Genomic DNA, 20,727 nt, shown 5'->3' with positions numbered 1-20,727 from the left:
CCAATGGAAAGATATAAAAAAGGCAGGCAAGCACTTGGGCTTGCCATACCGATTTAGAAAAAAATTATCCACACAGAAGAGGACTATTTCTTTTTCTTTTTGCCTTTCTTCTTTGCTGTTTTAGGAGCAGTTTCAGTAGGCTTCTCGTCTTTAGCTTCCGCTTTAGGAGCTGCTGCTTCAGCAGGCTTCTCCTCTTTCTTTTGACCTGTTTGAGCAGCGACTTCTGCTGCAAAGTTTTCCTCTTTCTTCTCAATACCTTCACCTAGAGTGAATCGTGAGAAACGTCGAACCTGGATATTTTCACCTAGAGTGGCCACTAACTGTTTGATCAACTCTTCAATAGTGATGTTTTGATCCTTAATGAAGGGTTGGTCTAATAAAGATTGTTCTTTGAGACGCTTTTCAATACGACCATCTACGATCTTGGCGCGGATATTTTCAGGTTTCTTAGCAAGATCCTCGCGACCCATTTCAATTTCCCGCTCGCGGTCAATGGAATCTTGAGGAATATCGCTGGTTCTCACAACTTCAACGTTAGGGCATGCTGCTATCTGCATAGCAATGTCGCGTGCTAGAGTCTTGAACTCTTCCCGACGGGCAACGAAGTCTGTTTCGCAGTTGATTTCCACAAGGACACCCACACGACCACCGGTGTGGATGTAACTTTCCACTAGACCTTCTGCCGCAACTCGGCCTTCCTTCTTAGCCGCTGAAGTAATACCTTTCTGACGGAGCCACTCAATGGCCTTCTGTAGATCACCGTCCGATGCTTGGAGGGCTTTTTTACAGTCCATCATGCCTGCGCCGGTAGTATCGCGCAGCTCTTTTACTTGCTTTGCAGAAATGCCTGCCATTATCTCCTCCTACACTAATGCTCTACTTTGAAAAAATATTTTGACAGAACAAGCTTTTTGCCAATGTTAAGACCTGCGCCTAAAGCATCAACAGCTGAACCTATGGTGGGGATCAGCTGCTATATGTAATGCAAAAGCCTACAGCGTGTTATTCGCTCTCTGCTTCATCTGCGGCATGTGCTGCTAGCACTTCATCTGCCGCAGGTGCTGCTGGTACTTCATCTGCTGTAGGAGCGTCTCCAGCATTGGGAATATCGGCTGCATCATAATCATAGTCTTCTTCGGCACTTGGATAGTCGGCGTAAATGTCGCCTTCATCACTATTGTCCTGCGGTGCCTGACCATGGGAACCCTCATAGATGGCATTCGCTAAGCTACCTAGAATTAACTTGATTGAACGAATGGCATCATCGTTGCCGGGAATTGGAATATCAACCACATCGGGATCACAGTTGGTATCCAATAGTGACACAATTGGAATCCCTAATTTCTGACACTCTTGCACTGCGTTATATTCACGCTTGATGTCAACCATGATGACTACGTCTGGCAGACGCCGCATCAGCTTAATACCACCCAGATATTTTTGAAGCTTCTCGAGTTCACGACGCAAAACAGCAGCTTCTTTTTTCGGGCGTAGAGCTAGAGCTCCTGTCTCTTGCATGCGCTCTAGCTCTTTGAGACGCTCTACACGTGTTTTAATGGTGGTCCAGTTGGTTAGCATTCCACCTAACCAACGCTGGTTGATGTAGTAAGACCCACAACGTCTGGCTTCTTCAGCGACAATTCCGGCAGCTTGGCGCTTAGTGCCCACAAACAAAAACTTCTGACCTTTCTCTGCTGAAGTCCGTACGAAGGAATAAGCGTTATCGAGCAGCTGAGCCGTCTGGACTAGGTCAATAATATGTACACCGTTACGTGCGGTAAAAATATACCGATCCATTTTAGGGTTCCAACGGCGGGTCTGATGACCAAAATGAACCCCTGACTCAAGCAGTTGAGCCAATGTTACAACAGGCATTTAATTCTCTCCTTTCGGGTTAAACCTCCACCTGGTGCGCATTTCAGTCGTTAAGTGTAGGTTTTACTTCACCTGACTTTGACTGAAACACCCGAAATATCCAAGTGTGTGAATTTTTTGACAGCTAAACTAGGGTAACACAGCAAGTTGCTGACTTCTTGAATCATGTCAGTCTCTTTGCCTGCTATTGGAAGTTGCAATTTTGGGTAGTCTGTGGATGATGGGTAAGTGTGTCTGCAACGTAAAGTGGCACAGACATGTTGCTTTGATGTTGCCCGTCGTTAACTGAAGGCTTTTGGTGCTTTATGACTGATCAACAACGCTCTGCTTCAATGCCGTCTGTTCCGCCGCCTCCACCTAAGCGGGTTGCACCACCCCCACCGCCGGGAATGGGTAGAGCTGGTGGTGCACGTTCAGCGGCACCGCCCCCAATGCCAAAGTCTGCTGGTGGCGTCAGAGTCGGCGGTGGCGTAACCCTAGAGCGTATCGTTCGTGAGGCCTTTGATAAAGGTTTTTCTGATGTGCATCTGGGTGTGGGGGAAGTGCCTCGTTTTCGGAACCGGGGCGAAATTGAAACCACGGACTATCCTGCTACTGACGAAGCCACATTCTACGCATGGCTATCTGAGGTCCTAAAGCCCGATCAAATCCAAGACTTTAAACAAACGATGGATTTTGACGGGGCAGCTCATTTTGACTTCACGCGTGTACGCATCAACATATTCAATACACTGCGTGGGCCTTCCTTGGTGATGCGTCTGATTCCGGTGAAGATTCTCACGCTTGATCAGCTGAGCTTGCCAGTAGTCTTAAAGGATATTTGCCACTATCACAAAGGTCTGGTTTTGGTGACTGGTCCCACTGGGTCGGGTAAGTCAACATCGCTGGCTGCGATGATTGACTACATCAATACGGATATGCCGAAGAACATTATCACCATTGAGGACCCGGTGGAATTTGTCCATGCGAGTCGTATGTCCTTAATCAAGCAGCGAGAAGTGGGGATTCACACGCTGGAGTTTAAGAATGCTCTTAAGGCATCGCTTCGGGAAGATCCAGATGTCATTCTGATTGGTGAGATTCGCGATCGCGAAACTGTAGATATTGCGTTGAAAGCAGCTCAAACAGGTCACCTTGTATTTGGTACCCTGCATACCAACAGTGCGGTAAAGACGGTTGAGCGTATTTTAGGCATGTACGAACCGGAACAGCAGAGTGCGGTGCGCATCTCAATTGCTGAATCTTTGGTGGCGGTTGTGGCTCAAGGGCTATGTCGTACGACCGATGGTAAGCGAGCGGCTTTCCATGAAATTCTGATCAACACCGATGCCATTAAAGATTATATTCAGCGAGGTCAGCTGGATGAGGTAGAGGCTCTGCTACCAAAATGTAGTTTTGATGGTATGTGCACCATGAATCAATCCCTTTACTCTCTATATGAGTCGGGACGTATTACTGAGGAGACTGCTTTAGAGATGTCACCTCGTCAAAATGAGATGGCGCAGATGTTGCGTGGTCGGATTTAGAGTCGACAGGATACTCATTCATCTTTATTTGATGTGAGTAGCTTTGGTTCAGCTCACGCTTCACAATTTCGTTGGATATTTAGAGTCTTCCGTGAGTCCAGTCGTGTTCGCCATGACTGGACTTTTTGTTGAAGGTTCGCAGGAAGCCAGCTGTCATATTGTGAGTAGACGGGCAAACGTGGCGTCAAGCTGTAGTTTTGGGTCTGTAGCTGGGCTGTGAGTGTCGACAGAGTTTTGTGATGATAGGTGGGGTTGACTTCATCTAGTGGTCCAATGCCGCCTAAATCTCTTGCTCCAGCCTTTAGGCACGCTAAGAGCGTTTGAGTTGACTGCACTAGATTCGGTGGGATCTGAATCGTAATGTCCTCTGGCAAAATCTGACGAGTGATATGGACAGCACGGATTAACATGTTGTCGTCACAGGGAAGAGCGAGTTGGGTCTGGCGTTCGCCAGGCTGATGGGGTTGAAGAATAACTTCTTGGATATGACCGTACTGGTTGTGTAGGGTTGCGATCGCAACCAGTGTTTCTTCCCAATCTGTTTCCGTTTCACCGATGCCTAAAAGAAGTCCAGTCGTAAAGGGAATTTGCAACTGTCCTGCCCACATTAGTTGCTCTAGCCTGACTGCTGGTCGTTTACTTGGGGCATGATGGTGAACGTTATCCAACAAAGTAGGTGTGAGCTGCTCCAGCATCAGCCCCATTGAAACATTCACCTGCTTGAGCCTTTTCATTTCTTCAAAGCTAAGGGGGCCGACATTGGTATGGGGTAAGAATCCTTCTGCAATGGCTAAGTGGCAAAGATCATATATGCGGTCTAACCAGGTTCGACGACGTGAACTTTTGGGATGAACTTCTCCGCTCAGAATTAATATTTCAATGGCATCTAATTCTTGGAGCATAGCCCGTGCCCTAGGAAGACTCAACCATATATCAGAGCCTGGCTGGACTCGAAAATTACAGTAACTACATTGATTGAAGCACTCATATGTCGGGACTAGAGTGTATGCCGGACTATAGGTGATGGTCAGGCTCAACGTGACTATCCTCTTTGCTAATCGTTACAAAAAATGAGCAATTACTTCAAGCCTTAGAATCTAAAAGTAGACTGTCTTACCCGCCGTACAGGCTAACTTACATACTCTGTTAGAACCGGGGGCGTAAGGAGTGAAATGTTTGTAGATCCTTCTGTCTCAGCGACCTTGGTGAATTGACTTTCAATATGCAAGCCCATCAATAAGGCATTCAGACGCCGACTTTTAAAATTCTCTCACGATTAGAAAGTTTACAAAAATAGGTATTTCTTTTAGCATGTATATGTGGGCTAATTGCCTACTGTCGTACCTCGACAATATTTATAGGATTCATAAAATCATGACAACTACTCTACAGCAGCGCTCTAGCGCTAATCTGTGGGATCAGTTTTGTGAGTGGGTTACTAGCACTGAGAACCGCCTCTATGTAGGTTGGTTTGGTGTGCTGATGATCCCCACACTACTCGCTGCCACGACTTGTTTCGTCATCGCCTTCATCGCGGCTCCTCCCGTTGACATCGACGGTATCCGTGAGCCCGTTGCTGGGTCTTTGATTCTGGGTAACAACATCGTTTCCGGTGCGGTTATTCCTTCTTCCAACGCTATCGGTCTACACTTCTACCCCATCTGGGAAGCTGCTTCTCTAGATGAGTGGTTGTATAACGGTGGCCCTTACCAGCTGGTTATTTTCCACTTCCTCATTGGCGTCTTCTGCTACATGGGTCGTGAGTGGGAACTGTCCTACCGCTTGGGAATGCGTCCTTGGATCTGTGTTGCTTACTCTGCTCCTGTAGCAGCCGCATCTGCAGTGTTCTTGATCTACCCCATCGGTCAGGGTTCTTTCTCGGATGGTATGCCTCTGGGTATTTCCGGTACCTTCAACTTCATGCTGGTGTTCCAAGCTGAGCACAACATCCTGATGCACCCCTTCCACATGCTCGGTGTGGCGGGTGTCTTCGGCGGGTCTTTGTTCTCCGCAATGCATGGTTCTCTGGTAACGTCCTCCTTGGTTCGTGAGACCACTGAGACTGAGTCCCAGAACTATGGATACAAGTTTGGTCAGGAAGAAGAGACGTACAACATCGTTGCAGCCCACGGCTATTTCGGTCGTTTGATCTTCCAGTACGCATCCTTCAACAACAGCCGTTCTTTGCACTTCTTCTTGGGTGCTTGGCCCGTCATCGGTATCTGGTTCACTGCTCTAGGTATCTCCACGATGGCGTTCAACCTGAACGGATTCAACTTCAACCAGTCCATCATCGACTCTCAGGGTCGTGTCGTCAGCACTTGGGCTGATGTGATCAACCGTGCCAACCTAGGTATGGAAGTAATGCACGAGCGTAATGCTCACAACTTCCCTCTAGACTTGGCGGCTGGTGAAGCGGCTCCTGTTGCTATGGTTGCTCCTTCCATCAACGCGTAGTCGTCGTGATCTAGTTGCAACTTGCTAATTTGATTTAGCCTGTAAAGCGCTCCTCAATTGAGGAGCGCTTTATGCTTTTAAAGGGAATTTCAAAACTATAGGGCCCCCCTGTCTGATGGTCCTCGCTATATTAGGAGTAGCGCAAGGCATGATTGTCCAGAGAGTATCCTGCTGTCTATCGACCCGGTATTTCCAGGCTGCGATCGCTTTTATTTAATATTGGTGGTGTCTAATACCTGGATAACGTCTCAACCTGAATAAAGTCCCATGGTGAGTCCTGAGGAGGGTCCTAACTTTAGTAAGAAGTAGCGGCAGCAATGACAAAAATGTTCTATTGTTAGAACACTGACTATCAAAAGTGTTTTCTTGCCATCATACGTTGCTTGTCTAGTTGCGGCATACTCAAGGCAGATAGCGTTATAGGCCATGTTAGATATCGAATTTTTTAGTGACGATAAGCAGCCGATGTGTCGGGTAGAGGTGGCCGATACGTTTTTACTATGGCTTGCACGCACTGATTTTGCTCGTATTGGTGAGGAAACTGCTACGGATCTATCTATCAATGGTGAACAACTTACGTTGCCACTTGTGCAGCTAGCTCCATCAACACGAAAAACCTTTGTAGAGTTTTTCACAGAGTCTGTTGTCCTTCATAGTAAGCAGGTTCTGCTGCAGTTAGAGGAAGGAAGTTTGCAATCAGAGTTGGTTTATCGCCTGAAGAAGCTGATTGAGCTATTAGACTGCTTAAAAAATGAAGATTATCAATATTTGCAGCGAGTTTAAGCGTTCAGCTTGGCTATAGCGTGGCAGGAATAATAATAGGTGGGTCAAGCAGATCTGCCCATAAGGCTAAATGAATGCTGACAATGGAGTATTACGAGTACTCTGGCTATAGCGTATCGGTAACTGCGATCTCAATTATCCCAACTTTCCACCCTATACAGATCATTACGCTCTGATGCTTCATCCGGAGAAGGGGGTGATGCCTGTGGAGATCCGCGTAGAATCAGCGTGAGCATTCAGGAGATTGCCTAATGTATGTAGTGACCAATCGAAATCTACAGCCAGATGCCAACCCAGAAGAACGATTTGGGCCTAGATTTAACCAGAAGGGGCCTAATGAACTACGGCTGGCGGAGGCGCAAAAGGTTGGTGGTAGTTGGCAGGTCAATATTTTGGATGACCGTACTACGTATAACGGTGAAGACATGTGGGCTAGCGAAGCTGCCTTTTTAAAGGCACAGCAGCGGATGCGCCAAAATCATACCAGTGCACTCTTTTTTGTCCATGGATTCAATACAGACTTTGGTGATGCATTAGAGAGTGCCTATGCCATTGAGCAACGGTATAACCTTGAGGTCATCATGTTTACCTGGCCGTCTAACGGGGGGGGAACCCTTGAGGGGCTATCTAGCTATCAGGATGATAAGCGCGATGCAGCCTTGTCCATTGGAGCATTGGACCGATGCTTTGAGAAGCTGGCAGATTACTTCAAGAAATATGCAGAGCAGGCTTGTAAACGCAAGTTTAGCCTGGCTCTGCACAGCATGGGTAATTATCTGTTTAAGCGGTTGTTGTCATCATCGATTTATCAGGGAGAGACTCTGTTATTTGACAACATTGTGATGCTGGCTGCTGATGTGAACAATGAAGGCCATGCCGACTGGGTTAATCGGGTGCGTTTTCGCAATAGATTGTTTATCACCATTAATGAAGATGATGCGGCTCTGTTGGCGTCTAAGGCGTTGGCTGGGGATGAACAAAAAGCACGTTTGGGTCATTGGCCCCGAAATTTGACAGCACGCAATGCAACGTATTTAGATTTTACCGATGCGGCGAATATTGTTGCGCACCATAATTATTTTACGGATGATAGCGCGCTACAGAATGAGAGAATTAAAGAGATTTTTGCGCGGGCATTTACGGGTCAAAAAGCAGAACGTGGCTTGACGTTTGATGCGGGGACTGGAGCATATCGGGTGTTATAAATCTCGTCCTGGTGCTTTACCAGCAATAAATCTTGGCCCTAAAAGACTTTTACTACAGCAGGGAGCCGACGGAACCCGCTAATTTTATGTTTGGACCGTATTAGACATGACCCTGTAGGGATGCACTGCTATCCCTACAGGTACTGATAATTTGCCGATATCTTGAAGGGCGCATCCCATTAGAGTTAAAGGGTGCTGTATATTGATGCAGCCCTAACGAGGAACTGGCAAGGCTTGTGCAATCTTCGTCTCTAAGAGATACCTCAGATTACCATTCGGCAACAACTCCATCAAAGGCTCTTCTCCTAGCTCTCCGGCTAACACAGTCTTAATGCCTTGGGCTAATGCCTCAGAAGTCTCCTGACCATTGAGTTCAATCACCCAGCGATGGACCCTATCACCCTCGCTGTTCGTAAGCACTCCCAGCGTGTCTGTCACATAGCTGTTGTCCATACTGTCTACCAGATGACGTGTTTCAGGCCGTTGGGCCAGCATGAGACGTATGGCATATTCACCACGGATAGTCTTGCTATCTAGAGTTTCACCTGTTTCCAGAGGAATTTCCGTTGGTTCAACCGTCCGCTCTCCGGCCAAATAGCGTTGTGGATTCAAAATCAGCGTAGTCGCCTGGGGGGGATCAGCAAAGACTGCATCTACTGCTTCCCAGCCCCCTTGATCGCGCACAGCCTTAATAAATTTGAGACCAGCGCCATAAAGAAAAATATTCTCAAAGAGCCGGTCATTAATGGGACCTTCGGGGGGCAGTTTAGCGTGGGCAAGGAAGTCATAGTTCAGCAGCTCGCTGACGGCCAGCATCGCTTCGCCTTCAATGACGGCAGTGACAGCCTGATCGTAGTCAGAGTTGTCCTGGCTTTGGAGATGTAGATTGTAGAGGTCAAAGTGCTGATCCTGCAGGGCATGAAACATCTCGTGGAGCATGACGCCACGCCCCAGCTCATCAGAGCCTGATGTGGTGACAACGAGCTGTTTGGTTTCGGAGTTATACCAGCCATTGAGCCCCGGATCGTTCTGGGGCTGAAAGGTAACGACTAAATTTTCCTTAAAGCTGAGGCCACGCCACTGTTCTAGTTCTGTCATCACAGAGCTGGCGGAATCGGCCCAGGCTGGTGTATCGCCTTCGAAGGTAATGCGGGACTCAGTTGCTTCAATGGCTGTGGTGGTGCAGCTGACGGTGCTGAAGCCACAGGTGAGGGCAAGTATTCCGGAAATGACCATCTGCCAACCGCGCATAAGGAGAAGTCCTTTAGATTTGTCGTTGCTGATTTGTGGGATTTATTGATCGTATAGGCCCTGTCGGCGATCAGCAACGATCAGGCTATCTGACCGTAAGATTAGCCCTCATCCCCCAACCCCTTACTCCCTGGGGGGAGAAGGGGGGACTGACCTTAAATGGATCTTTCCCTTAACCGCCGGCTACAAAGATGTAGCGGAGAATAAAGATTGCGGCTAGGATCCACATGCCGATGGTGGTTTCTCTTGCTTTGCCCTGGAATGCTTTGACTAAGGGATAGGCGATTAGGCCCATGGCCAGACCTTCGGCAATGGAGTAAGCCAGGGGCATCATAATGATGGTTAGGAATGCCGCGATCGCAGCCGCTGGATCCTCCCAATCAATTGCCCTTGCCCCAGACATCATCATCACACCCACCATAATCAATGCAGGCGCTGTGGCAAAGGCGGGGATGCCGGAAAAGAGAGGTATAAACAATAGGGCCACTAAGAAGAAAGCTGCCGCAACAACAGCAGTAAAGCCACTGCGTCCCCCTTCAGAAATGCCTGATGCAGACTCAATGTAGGTCGTCACAGTAGAGGTACCCAAAATAGAACCAGCGGTGGTGCCCACAGCATCAGCCATAAAGGCTTTTTCAACGCCGGGAAATGCACCTTCATTGTTGATGTAACCTGCTTTTGAGCCCAAGCCGGTTAGGGTACCAATGGTGTCAAATAGGTCAACAAACAAAAAGACAAAGACAATGCTGACCATTTCTAAAAAGTTGAGCCTAAACAGCTCACCGATACCCACAAAGGCTTGACCAAAGAGATGGGTAGGGGCAGCAGGAATGGCAACAACGCCTTCGGGCCAGGGGGCAACGCCAAACAACCAGGCCAATAAAGCAGTGCCAATGATTCCCCACAACAAGGCACCCGTCACTCGGCGAGAGAACAGAAATGCGGTGATGCCCAACCCCAGCAGTGTCATGGCTGCTTGGGGTGATCTGAGGTTTCCAAGGGTGGTCAATGTGGCTTCAGAGGGGGCAACAATGCCTGCCCCCTTAAGGGCAATGTAGGCAATAAACAAACCAATACCGGCTGTTGTTGCATGCTTCACCGCATCGGGAATAGCGGCAACAATCTTGTTGCGCACATTGGTGAGGGTGAGAATAATAAAGATAATCCCCTCAATAAAGACAGCAGCCAGGGCCACACGCCAGTCCACACCCATGCCTAGCACAACACTGAAGGCAAAGAAAGCATTGATGCCCATGCCAGGAGCCAGAGCAAAGGGAAGTTTGGCGTAAAGACCCATGATCAGGGTTGCGATCGCAGCTGATATCCCCGTTGCCATGACCAGCTCCCCAAATAAGTCTCCTGACCCATTGAGAAAAACAGCCTCCGACAAAATTGCCGGGTTGACGATGAGAATGTAGGCCATGGTGACAAACGTCGTTGCCCCAGCCAAAATTTCCGTAGGTAGATCGGTGCCCAGGGCATCGAAGTTAAAAAAGTTAGCGATGGCCCCTGCCAGGCCAGACGATTGTTGAATATTGCCCGATTGATTAGACATAGCGGTTAAGTGCGTAGCTATTTCCAGTGAAGTGCCTAAGGTTTCTATCGTCTGTCTAGGTGGTTACGGATACGATGGATGTAACATTTATTTTTTATTTGGAAAAGAATTGAAAACTCATTGGTTGCTTCTCAGACGCGCAGGTGCTATGGCTGACCTCGACTACGCTCAGTCAGTTAGGTGGAAAAGCTTGAAGATAGGGTTTTATGGTGCTGATAAGATAACTAACAAACCTTCAAGCCCTGAGAATAGCCATGCGTGTTTATGTGGTTCTGTTTAATGCTCGTACTGAAAATGAGGGAATTCACTCTCTGAAGGTGGGCGATCGCAACATCGTGCTGATGTTTGAAGCCGAAGACGATGCTGTACGCTTTGGTGGTTTGCTAGAGGCACAAGACTTTCCGCCCTGCAGTGTGGAAGGGTTTGAGTCGGAAGAAATCGAAGAGTTTTGTCGCGGTGCAAACTACGAAGCGAAGCATGTGGAAACTGGCACGCTGGTCATGCCCCCAGAGCAAAACCTGGAAACAAAGGACTGGGACCCAGACACCCGCCCCGAAGAGCGAGTGCAGCCAGCTGATTCAGGCACATCAGCTCAGGATATGTCCCAGAAGGAGTTGGATCGGATTCGACAGCAGTTGGAGAAGTTGCTTTGAGGAGGGAGTAGGGAATGGGGGACGTGCTTGAGCTAGGGGTTGATTGGTGGAAGGTGGGTGTTATCACTTGGGCGAAATCCTTGTAATCTATCGAAGTTAAGTTCTGAGCTTTAGTCCGGGGCCAGGCAGTTAAACTGCCTGGCCCCACTGCCCATTCCCCATTCCCCTCTGCCCCATGCCTGACACCATTAACGATCGCAGCTACCTTCTCACCGAGCAGATTAACCCCAATAGTCAGAACCTGGACCAGCTGTCAACGCTGGAAATGGTGCAGGTGTTTAATCAGGAAGATCAGCGGACAGTGGATGCGATCGCAGAAGCAGCGCCCATGCTAGCGATGGCCATTGACCGCACGGCAGAGTCGCTACGGGACGGCGGTCGTCTGTTCTATATAGGTGCTGGCACCAGCGGGCGTTTGGGCGTGTTGGATGCGGCTGAATGTCCACCAACATTTTGCACACCGCCCAAGATGGTGCAGGGAATTTTGGCCGGGGGACCACCAGCTTTGCTGCGCAGCTCAGAAGCCCTAGAAGACTTGCCTGCTGATGGGGCAGCAGCGATGGCGACCCACCAAATTTCTGCCCTTGATGTAGTGGTAGGGATTACGGCTGGTGGAACCACACCCTATGTACATGGTGCGCTTGAAGAAGCCAAGCTCAGGGGAGCTACCACAATTTTTATGGCCTGTGTACCAGCGGAGCAGGTGGATATTGATGTGGATATCGATTTGCGGTTACCGGTAGGGCCTGAAGTATTGGCAGGCTCCACCCGCCTAAAGTCGGGCACCGTCACCAAAATGGCCCTAAATATTTTGTCGACCGGGGTGATGGTGAAACTGGGCAAAGTCTACGGCAATCGCATGGTCGATGTATCGGTTACGAATACCAAGCTCCATGACCGGGCTCTGCGCATTATTTCTGCTCTGACAGATCTATCCCGTGACGAAGCCGATACCCTTTTGGGCAAAAGTGATCAAAAGGTAAAACTTGCTTTGTTGATGCACTGGGCTGATTTGGATAAAGACGCGGCTCAAGCGGCGTTAGATCAAAATAATGGCAATCTACGACAGGCACTTATGGCACGTCCAGAGTAACAATGAAATTAATTTATATTCCTCAGGGCGTACTGCCGTCCGCCCCTACAAAGACACCAGACACCTTATAAAATTCTTCCGTCTAAATCGATTAAGGCGCTTGTGCTTAAATAATCACCCCATTACCCCGTCACTCATCCAACCATCTATAACTCCAAACTGGACTTTATTGTTGTGCAGTCCCCTCAGTTCCTATTTTGGAGAGAAGAGTTTAATGAGTGACCTAGAAGATCCGTATTTTCCCCGTTGTCTTCTCTACCCACCCTCTCAACTTGTTATACCAATTCCTGAAAATCTATCTAAAGTTCAAAGACTGCCATCCTCCTCTGTGCTAGAGAACTACCATTCAGAACTAAGAACTAAGAACTAAGAACCGGTGTCACCTATGCCCTATACCCCCTTACAAGATTATGTTGCAGCAGCTCGATCCGGCAGTATTGTAGCCTTACCTACCGATACCGTGTGGGGTTTAGCCGTAACACCTGACCATAGTGACAAACTCTATGAGCTCAAGCAGCGCAGTCTAGAGAAGTCTCTAATACTTATGGGGGCCAGCGCAGCTGATTTGTGGCCCTATGTCACTATGGAGGTGGCTCAGTGGCAGACTATGACTGAGCGCTATTGGCCAGGACAACTCACCCTGGTGGTCCCTTCCACATCGAAGGTCCCGTTGGTGATGCATCCCAAAACGCCAGATACCATTGGTGTCCGTGTGCCCGACCATCCCATCGCTCGCCAAATACTGGCCCTGACAGGGCCTTTGGCAACTACCAGTGCAAATCTATCTGGGCAAACGACCCTGGCGAGCTTGGATGAAGTGCTGGCCCAGTTCCCTCACGTTTATGGTCTAAACGACCAAGCGTTACAGACCTTGGTGGAACCTTTGGGACCTGACATCGTCATTCCCGCTCCGTCTGGATTACCCTCCACCGTTGCTTTCTGGCAATCTGACCATTGGCAGACTATACGTCAGGGAACCGTATATTTGTAGAGTATAAGTAATGGGGATGCGCTCTGACCTTATTTCTAATTACCAAAGTATTTCTACATAAAGATTCCTATGGATTGGCAAACAGCAGTACTCATTGGCATTGGCTTTTTCGGTGGAACCATTACCACCAGCCTTCGCCGAACGCGTCAGTCTGACAGTATTGCCCCTGCCCCTACCACCTTTACTGCTTCTCGGTCCTCTACGGGTTCTCCAGCTGCGACCGATCTTGCTCCTCAGGAGCCGCCTGCTGTTGAGGCCCCCACTAACCCTACTAATGAGTTAGCTCCCGTAGAGCCTACCCCCCCAGACGATCCCCCCTCTCCGCAGCCTTCGGCTATTCAGGGAACGCCTACCGATGATCCCCAAGCCCTCGCCTATGAGCGTCTCAGCCAGTTAGAACGGTTTAAAAGTGGCTTTTTGGCACGGACTGCCCATGAGTTGCGATCGCCCATTAATAGTGTCATTGGTTTGCACCAGTTGATTCTAGAAGGGCTGTGTGAAACTCCTGAAGAGGAAAAACAATTTACGGCTGAGGCCAAAGAAGCTGCCTATAAGGTTTTACAGCTGTTTGATACGATCATCGCAGCATCCAAACTCGATATTGGGCGTGAAGTTCCAACCCTGGAACCCTTACCCCTAAAAACCCTATTTAAAACATTAGAAGAGTTAACCCATCTGCAAGCAGCGAATAGTAATCTTCGTCTTGCCTTCAAACCTACCGATCTTTCCGTATTGAGTGATTTAAAGTGGCTACAGATGATGCTCATTAGCTTGCTGGATGATGCTATTACATCCACAAAACTCGGCCATATCACCCTGGATGCAGTGGCTGAAGGGGAGTCTATCTTGATCAGGTTAGAGGCCGAGCGCCCAGCCAATGAGTTATGTGTCAGGCTAGATACCTCTCTCTACGGTCGTGAAGTTGATTTGAGTAATCTCTCATCGGTTTATCTTTCCACAGGGCTAACCCTGGCCATTGCCCAAGAAATGGTCAAAGCTCTCCATGGGGAACTGATTTTACCGGCAGCAGAAGAAGCTCCTATAATTACTGTAAAGCTACCGGCAAGTATCTAGGTTTGGAACAACACTTAAGGCTAGTATAGAGTTATGAGCGTTAGCTATGGGTTATGCAGAGTTACTGTTGTAACCTGAGATTATCTTCATAGCTATAGAAGGGCAGGCTGGGTTTTTACAAAGAACAACTATACGACAACAACGGTGTAAGTCTTTTGCCCCCTATTCAAAACTCTGATATTCCTAAGATGGCTGTGCCTCAAAAAGAGCACCGTGCATCCAAGATTTTGATTGTTGATGATCTTCCCAGCAATCTACGACTGCTGTCTTCAGCGCTGTCTGAGGCTGGATACAGTGTTCGTAATGCTGTAAGCGGGGCTATGGCAATTATGGATATTGCCACTGAGCTACCCGATCTTATTTTGCTTGATATCCGGATGCCTGACCTGGATGGGTTTGCCGTTTGCCGCCATCTCCACAGTGATGCCATAACAGCTGATATTCCCATCATTTTTATGAGTGCTATGGATAATGTGCTGGAAAAGTTAAAGGCATTTTCCGTAGGCGGCGTAGACTACATTACAAAGCCGTTTCAAATCGCTGAAGTGCTTGTACGCATTGAGCATCAGTTAGAACTACGGCATCTTAGACAAACGCTTAAAACTCAAAATCAAAAGCTACGCATTATTCTTCAGCAATATGAAATTGCTGAAATGCAGATTCATAAAAATAATCAGGAGTTGGAACAGCGGGTTTTAGAGCGTACCCAAGAGTTACACACTACCAATCAAGCCTTGCAGGCAGAAATCCAACAGCGGCGGCAAGCTCAGGAAAAATTAATGCACCTGGCATTGTATGACTCGTTAACGGGATTGCCAAATCGCACGCTGCTACTGAAACGTTTGGAAGAGACGGTGCAGGCCAGACAGCCTTATGAATGGTCGATACTGCTGATGTTGGCTTGCGATCGCTTTAAAGCCATTAACGACACCCTGGGTCACTTACAGGGCGATCGGCTGTTGATTGAAATCGCTAATCGGATCACAGAAATTGTTTCTGACAGCAGTTTTACCGTACGTCTAGCGGATGATCAATTTGCGATTCTGTTGCCAACGTTAGCGGATAAAAACGAGATTATTCCATTGGTCCAGCGTCTACAAAGGCGGTTAGCGACCCCCATTGAGCTGGGTAATTATGAAGTCACGGTGAATGCCAATGTGGGTATTGTGCTGGTGGATTCCAGCTATGGCAATGGTGAACACATGTTACGGGATGGCTCCCTAGCCTTGCTGCAGGCCAAGCAAAAGCCCCAAGGCTGGCGTGTTTTTCAACCTGAAATGCATACGCAGGCGCTCCATCGTTTGACTCTAGAAGGTAAGCTTCGCCAGGCGTTGAGGCAACAGCAGCTACAGATTTACTATCAGCCCATTGTGGCTTTGACCTCAGCCTCGGCAGCGGCTCCTGTGGAAGGGTATGAGGCCTTAGTCCGCTGGCAGCCTGAGGGCACATCTGACTTTATGTCACCTGCCGATTTTATTCCACTGGCGGAGGAAAGCGATCTAATTTCCCAGCTGGGCAACTGGACGTTTTACAAAGTATGTGAGCAGCTGAGCCAATGGCATCAGGAGAATCCCTCCAAACCTGTTCCTTTTGTCAGTGTGAACTTTTCAGTGCGTCATTTACAGGGTGAGCAGTTCGCCCAACAGATTTATGATGTTCTGCAACAGACGCAGGCTCAACCTGCTTGGTTTAAATTTGAAATTACAGAAAACCTCCTCATCGGTGATCCGCAGCCAGTGCTAGCAACCCTGGCTCGGCTTAGACATTGGGGAATTCAAATTAGTATTGATGATTTTGGGACGGGGTATTCATCCCTGAGCTATCTTAAGCAGTTACCGGTTGACACCTTGAAGATTGACCGGGCATTTATTAAGGATATGGAGTCTGATTCTGATAATCTCAAGATTGTCGAGGCCATTGTGCAACTGGCTCAAGTGTTGAAGCTGGATGTTGTCGCTGAAGGCATCGAGACAGAATGGCAAGCTCAACAGCTCGTTAACCTGGGTTGTACCCATGGGCAGGGGTATTGGTTTTCACCTCCCTTACCTTATCTGCCACCACGAATACTTAAATAGCGATTGTGTCGAATGGCCTCCATTGTACTCTGAATATCCATAGGGGCATTGCCTAAAATTTTAAGTAGGTGAGAGCCTAGTTCAAGGGCCGCTTCAAACTCAGGTTGTACGACTTCTCGGGCTCCTGCCTGGGTCAAGCTATCGATTTCAGCGGTGACGTGGGCGCGGGCGATCACGTCAAGATTAGGATTAATGGATAAGGAACGCTTCAACAATAGCCGGGTGCTCGCCGGGTCTGGCAGAGTAATGGCCAGGGCAATGGCTTTATCCAAATGCGCCTTTTCTAAAATCTGTTCCGAGTCGGCATCGCCAAGGATATAGTGCATCTTGTGGTGCCGCAGGGTTTGGATGGCCGCTTCGTTGTTCTCAATGATTAAAACCGGGTAGTGCCCCTGCTGCTGCAAAATGTTGACAACGACCTGTCCGACCCGACCATAACCAGCTACCACAATATGGTTGGTAAGATCTTCCTCAACCCACATCTCCTGGGGAGATTCCCAAATGCTTAGAAACGGTCTGATGCGTGGGGATTTAAGTAGAGTTTCAGCAATGGGTGTCGCCGATTTAAACAAAATAGGTGTAAATACCAGGGTGATAGCGGTTGTTCCTAACAATAGCAGATAGGTTTGTTCTGAAATCAGATTGTTCTCTAGACCCACAAGGACTAATACAAATGAGAATTCTCCAATTTGATTGATGCCCAGGCTGCTCCGTAGCGCTGTTTTAAATGAATAGCCGAAGGATAGGACCACAGGGAGCACAATTAAGGCTTTACCTACCATCACCAGGGCCACGAGTCCTAATATCACCCCGGCATTTTGGATCAAAATCTGCGGGTCGATCAGCATGCCGATGGAGGTAAAAAACAGGCAGGCAAAGGTATCTCGCAGGGGCAAAAATCGGCTGAGGGCGTGGTCGGCGTAGTCGATTTCCGCGATCATCAATCCGGCAGCAAATGCGCCAATTTCAATGGAGAGGCCCAGACGCGCGGTGACGAGTGCCACGCTCAGGCACAGGGCCAGCAGGGTGAGCAGGAACAATTCTGCACTTTCGGTACGGGCAACGGCACGGATCATACGGGGCACAAGCCCATAGCCAGCTGCGATCGCAACTCCAATAAAAATACCCACCTTGAGCAAAGCTAGACCGAGTACCAGCAGTATTGATCCCTGAGAATTAAGGGAGGGCACAATGGCTAGCATGACCCCAAGCGCCAAATCCTGAGCAATCAAAATTGCCAGCATAATTTGACCGTGGCGAGTGTTGGTTTCTCCTCGCTCCGTGAGGGTTTTAAGAACAACGGCTGTGGAGGATAGAGAGAGGACTGTGCCCAGAAAAATGCCCTGCACCCAAGAATTTGCCCAACCCAGTAAGCTGCTAATGGTGGCTACCGCAGCTGTTGTCAGACCAATTTGTAACAAACTGCCCTGGAGCGCGACATTGCGAACACGATTAAGTTCCGCTAGAGAGAACTGTACACCCAAGGAAAATAATAAAAAAGCAACCCCCAGTTCAGCCAGACTCTGAATAGCATCTGCATCGCTGATCAGTTGCAGCCCCAAGGGACCAATCACTAGACCTGAGAGTAAATAGCCCAACAGTACTGGCTGGCGCATGCGACTAGCAATGTACCCCCCAGAGGCAGAGGCTCCTAAGGTTACTGTTAAATCTAAGATAAATCCGCTGTTTACTGCCATTATGCATCCTTAATATCTGGTCGAATCTCCCAGATTTACTGTATTGAAGTGTAATTGATTAGGCCTTGATAAATATCGGATATGGGCAAGCTCATGCTTGAGAAAATTTGATGAAGATGCGGAAATCAAGACACTTGGCCTGAATAACTCTCTGGTGCCCATCTGCCAATCGTCTTAATTTTGTAACTCTAATTTTTAGAAAAACTCACAATCTTCACCCTATGGAGAATGTTGGCGTTGCTGATCTTCAGGAGGATTTAATCTGAACTGGATATAGAGTAATTCTAGTGATCAATTCACCCTCTGAATCAGTAATTCAGTTGTCAACCTTTTCAGGATTAGGAACAACAAAAAATTACAAGAATTGAATAAACTTGATTTTTTTGCTGAATAAATCTGAATTCTTGAGGATTTCTGCGGGCGAAGACGACTGACATCATAGAAGCATTCACAACAGTTTGCGTGCATTGTCTACGGACAACTGAATGAATTCTGTATCTGAATTGTTAATGGTTTCAACAATTCGGGACTAAAGTCCTACCTGGCCCATAATCAGCTGACAGCTAACCAAGAAGCTAACCAAGAATAAGATAGTGGCTCTAAGGAGAGCTTGAGACGTGAATAATGTCTACAGGCGCTACGGAAATCATTTGAGACAGCGATCAAAACTCACACCCTAGGCGCATTTTTCTAGCTAGCGAACATTTCAAATGGCCCCATTTAATCGCCTTCAAAGAAACAGTGTCCTCCATAAAACCCTGTGGCTTTGGGGGGGGTATGCATTCTTTTTGATTGCGGCCTTATCATCAGCCGTTTACTACGTTGCCAATAGCGTTGAAAGCATTCATCGTTCCACCCTGGAGTTTGATGAACTGAACCGTGAAGTTGAGATCATCAATGATTATTTCAATCGCCAGGCGAAAGATCGAAAAAATTTATTTCTGCGTGGCCATAATTCAGAAGACTTGGCCAAGTATTTAGACCGTGTCAACGACATGACGGTCAAGATTGAGCAGCAGACGAATAACGTGTTGCAGTATCCATTGGCAGAGCCCTACCGTAAAGATTTAGAGCAGTTATTGAAAAACCATGCATTGCTCATGGATACCTATGCAGAAGGTGTCCAAATCTTTAAGCAAACGCAAGACCCGCGGGCAGGTGATCAGTACGTGCGGGGCGAAGGGGGAGAGGTGGGCGAAGAACTCACCCATGTATTGAAGCAGATTGACCTCGACCGACAAACACTCACAGCAAATAATCAAAGCCACATCAGAACGGTATTGTTGATTAGCACCGGGGGACTGATCGTATTTATTCTGGTGTGCTCTGGAGTCTTAGCATTTGCTGTCACCGATCCTATGCGTCGCATTAGTCGGTTCACCACGTTTCTCGATGAAAGTCGTCAAGCCCGTTTGAGTACCGATACCCGAGAGCATACCGAGTTTGGTACCACCACAACGATCTATCAACCGCTTGAGGGCAAGCGATACGATGAGATTGGCTACATGGTGGATACCTATGAAAAACTGTCTAGCCTGATTGGGGACTATAGCCGCACGCTGGAGAAGAGAGTTCAAGAACGGACGGCGCAGCTAGCGTCTGCAAATACTCAGATTATGCATTTGAATCAGAAGCTGGCCGCTGAAAATGTAAGAATGTCAGCGGAGCTGGAGGTTAGCCGACAGCTGCAAGCGCTGATCCTGCCTAAGGAGAAAGAACTTAAACAAATTCATCAGCTGGATATTGCCACATTTATGGAGCCTGCGGAAGAATTTGGCGGTGACTACTTCGATGTGTTGCAATTTAATGGTCGGACACAAATTGGTATTGGCGATGTTACCGGCCATGGTCTTGAAAGTGGCATGCTGATGCTCATGGCTCAAACAGCAGTGCGCACACTGTTACTCCACGGTGAGTCAGATTCTGCAAAAGTGCTAAAGACCCTGAATCAAACGATCTATGCCAATGTGCAACGGATGAACTCCGAACGCAATATGACGTTGTCACTGTTGGATTACAGTGGCGGTAAGGTCAGTCTAACGGGGCAGCATGAAGAGGTGATCATTGTTCGTAAAGATGGTGGTTTAGAGCGTATTGACACCATTGATTTAGGGTTTCCATTGGGGTTAGAGTCCGACATTTCTGAGTTTATTGATCAAACTCACATCAACCTTGACCCTGGTGACGGTATTGTTCTTTACACCGATGGGATTACCGAAGCTGAGAATAGTGACGGAACTCATTATGGATTGCCACGGCTATGTGAGTTGGTCCAACTCCATTGGCACTTACCTGCGGAAGAGATTCGCAGACGGGTGATTCAGGATGTGCAAACCCACATTGGCACCCACAAAGTTTTTGACGATATCACCCTGCTGGTGTTGAAACGGCCAACCATGGCGACGGTGAATCTGGCCTAATGTTTAAGTTTTGGCTGAGTTGTAGAAATAGTCACTCTACGTCAGCGATCCACGGTGTGAACGAATGAATCT

At 48.1% G+C, this 20,727-nt stretch carries 16 protein-coding genes; 10 read left to right on the top strand and 6 right to left on the bottom strand.

The window, feature by feature from the left end:
- Nucleotides 1–83: 83 nt before the first annotated feature.
- Nucleotides 84–854: a translation elongation factor Ts gene (gene tsf / locus QGP82_RS26855; protein ID WP_163665694.1), complete on the bottom strand. Its 771-nt coding sequence runs from the start codon at nucleotides 852–854 to the stop codon at nucleotides 84–86.
- A gap of 148 nt (nucleotides 855–1,002) precedes the next feature.
- A complete protein-coding gene (gene rpsB / locus QGP82_RS26850) occupies nucleotides 1,003–1,875 on the bottom strand; it encodes a 30S ribosomal protein S2 (protein WP_163665692.1) in 873 nt (290 codons plus the stop codon).
- Nucleotides 1,876–2,180: 305 nt separating this feature from the next.
- On the opposite strand from rpsB, the gene QGP82_RS26845 reads away from it, so the two are divergent.
- The gene (locus tag QGP82_RS26845) at nucleotides 2,181–3,401 is read left to right on the top strand and encodes a type IV pilus twitching motility protein PilT (RefSeq protein ID WP_163665690.1); all 1,221 of its coding nucleotides are present in this window, start codon (nucleotides 2,181–2,183) and stop codon (nucleotides 3,399–3,401) included.
- 53 nt (nucleotides 3,402–3,454) lie between these two features.
- On the opposite strand, the gene cofG is transcribed toward QGP82_RS26845, so the two are convergent.
- Nucleotides 3,455–4,438: a 7,8-didemethyl-8-hydroxy-5-deazariboflavin synthase subunit CofG gene (gene cofG, locus QGP82_RS26840; protein WP_499061560.1), complete on the bottom strand. Its 984-nt coding sequence runs from the start codon at nucleotides 4,436–4,438 to the stop codon at nucleotides 3,455–3,457.
- 337 nt (nucleotides 4,439–4,775) lie between these two features.
- On the opposite strand from cofG, the gene psbA reads away from it, so the two are divergent.
- The 3 genes from psbA (at nucleotide 4,776) to QGP82_RS26825 (ending at nucleotide 7,846) form a co-directional block, all read left to right on the top strand.
- On the top strand, nucleotides 4,776–5,858 hold the full coding sequence (psbA, locus tag QGP82_RS26835) for a photosystem II q(b) protein (protein WP_499061559.1): 1,083 nt from the start codon (nucleotides 4,776–4,778) through the stop codon (nucleotides 5,856–5,858).
- A gap of 426 nt (nucleotides 5,859–6,284) precedes the next feature.
- Complete coding sequence (locus QGP82_RS26830) at nucleotides 6,285–6,641, top strand: hypothetical protein (protein ID WP_163659409.1); 357 nt, start codon at nucleotides 6,285–6,287, stop codon at nucleotides 6,639–6,641.
- 251 nt (nucleotides 6,642–6,892) lie between these two features.
- Nucleotides 6,893–7,846 carry an alpha/beta hydrolase gene (locus QGP82_RS26825; RefSeq protein ID WP_163659410.1) on the top strand — a complete coding sequence of 318 codons (954 nt, stop codon included), beginning with the start codon at nucleotides 6,893–6,895 and terminating at the stop codon, nucleotides 7,844–7,846.
- Nucleotides 7,847–8,059: 213 nt separating this feature from the next.
- On the opposite strand, the gene QGP82_RS26820 is transcribed toward QGP82_RS26825, so the two are convergent.
- Both QGP82_RS26820 and QGP82_RS26815 read right to left on the bottom strand, forming a co-directional pair.
- On the bottom strand, nucleotides 8,060–9,097 hold the full coding sequence (locus QGP82_RS26820) for a hypothetical protein (protein ID WP_163659411.1): 1,038 nt from the start codon (nucleotides 9,095–9,097) through the stop codon (nucleotides 8,060–8,062).
- Between the two features lie 172 nt (nucleotides 9,098–9,269).
- On the bottom strand, nucleotides 9,270–10,652 hold the full coding sequence (locus QGP82_RS26815) for an NCS2 family permease (protein ID WP_163659412.1): 1,383 nt from the start codon (nucleotides 10,650–10,652) through the stop codon (nucleotides 9,270–9,272).
- A 254-nt stretch (nucleotides 10,653–10,906) separates the two neighbouring features.
- Here QGP82_RS26815 and QGP82_RS26810 point away from each other — a divergent pair, with 254 nt between their 5' ends.
- From QGP82_RS26810 to QGP82_RS26790, 5 genes are all read left to right on the top strand, one after another.
- Nucleotides 10,907–11,305, top strand: a complete 399-nt coding sequence (locus tag QGP82_RS26810; protein WP_163659413.1) for a DUF3110 domain-containing protein — start codon at nucleotides 10,907–10,909, stop codon at nucleotides 11,303–11,305.
- Between the two features lie 175 nt (nucleotides 11,306–11,480).
- Nucleotides 11,481–12,398 (top strand): N-acetylmuramic acid 6-phosphate etherase, encoded by a 918-nt coding sequence (murQ, locus tag QGP82_RS26805; RefSeq protein WP_163659414.1) that lies wholly within the window; start codon nucleotides 11,481–11,483, stop codon nucleotides 12,396–12,398.
- A gap of 385 nt (nucleotides 12,399–12,783) precedes the next feature.
- Nucleotides 12,784–13,389 (top strand): L-threonylcarbamoyladenylate synthase, encoded by a 606-nt coding sequence (locus QGP82_RS26800; protein ID WP_163659415.1) that lies wholly within the window; start codon nucleotides 12,784–12,786, stop codon nucleotides 13,387–13,389.
- A 69-nt stretch (nucleotides 13,390–13,458) separates the two neighbouring features.
- A complete protein-coding gene (locus QGP82_RS26795) occupies nucleotides 13,459–14,463 on the top strand; it encodes a sensor histidine kinase (RefSeq protein ID WP_163659416.1) in 1,005 nt (334 codons plus the stop codon).
- Nucleotides 14,464–14,618: 155 nt separating this feature from the next.
- Nucleotides 14,619–16,538, top strand: coding sequence for a putative bifunctional diguanylate cyclase/phosphodiesterase (locus QGP82_RS26790; RefSeq protein WP_163700597.1), 1,920 nt, complete (start codon nucleotides 14,619–14,621; stop codon nucleotides 16,536–16,538).
- Here the strand turns inward: QGP82_RS26790 and QGP82_RS26785 are convergent.
- Nucleotides 16,511–18,235: a cation:proton antiporter gene (locus tag QGP82_RS26785; protein ID WP_499061558.1), complete on the bottom strand. Its 1,725-nt coding sequence runs from the start codon at nucleotides 18,233–18,235 to the stop codon at nucleotides 16,511–16,513. The two genes, QGP82_RS26790 and QGP82_RS26785, sit on opposite strands and share 28 nt — an antisense overlap.
- Before the next feature lie 710 nt (nucleotides 18,236–18,945).
- Between QGP82_RS26785 and QGP82_RS26780 the strand changes: the two genes are divergently transcribed.
- Nucleotides 18,946–20,655 carry a PP2C family protein-serine/threonine phosphatase gene (locus QGP82_RS26780; RefSeq protein ID WP_499061557.1) on the top strand — a complete coding sequence of 570 codons (1,710 nt, stop codon included), beginning with the start codon at nucleotides 18,946–18,948 and terminating at the stop codon, nucleotides 20,653–20,655.
- The last annotated feature ends 72 nt before the right edge of the window (nucleotides 20,656–20,727 follow it).

This window comes from Leptothoe sp. LEGE 181152 (genome assembly GCF_032906605.1).
In the GTDB taxonomy this organism is placed as follows: domain Bacteria; phylum Cyanobacteriota; class Cyanobacteriia; order Phormidesmidales; family Phormidesmidaceae; genus Leptothoe; species Leptothoe turfae.
The sequence above is the reverse complement of the archived record's forward strand: the minus strand, read 5'-3'. Positions and strand labels throughout refer to the sequence as shown.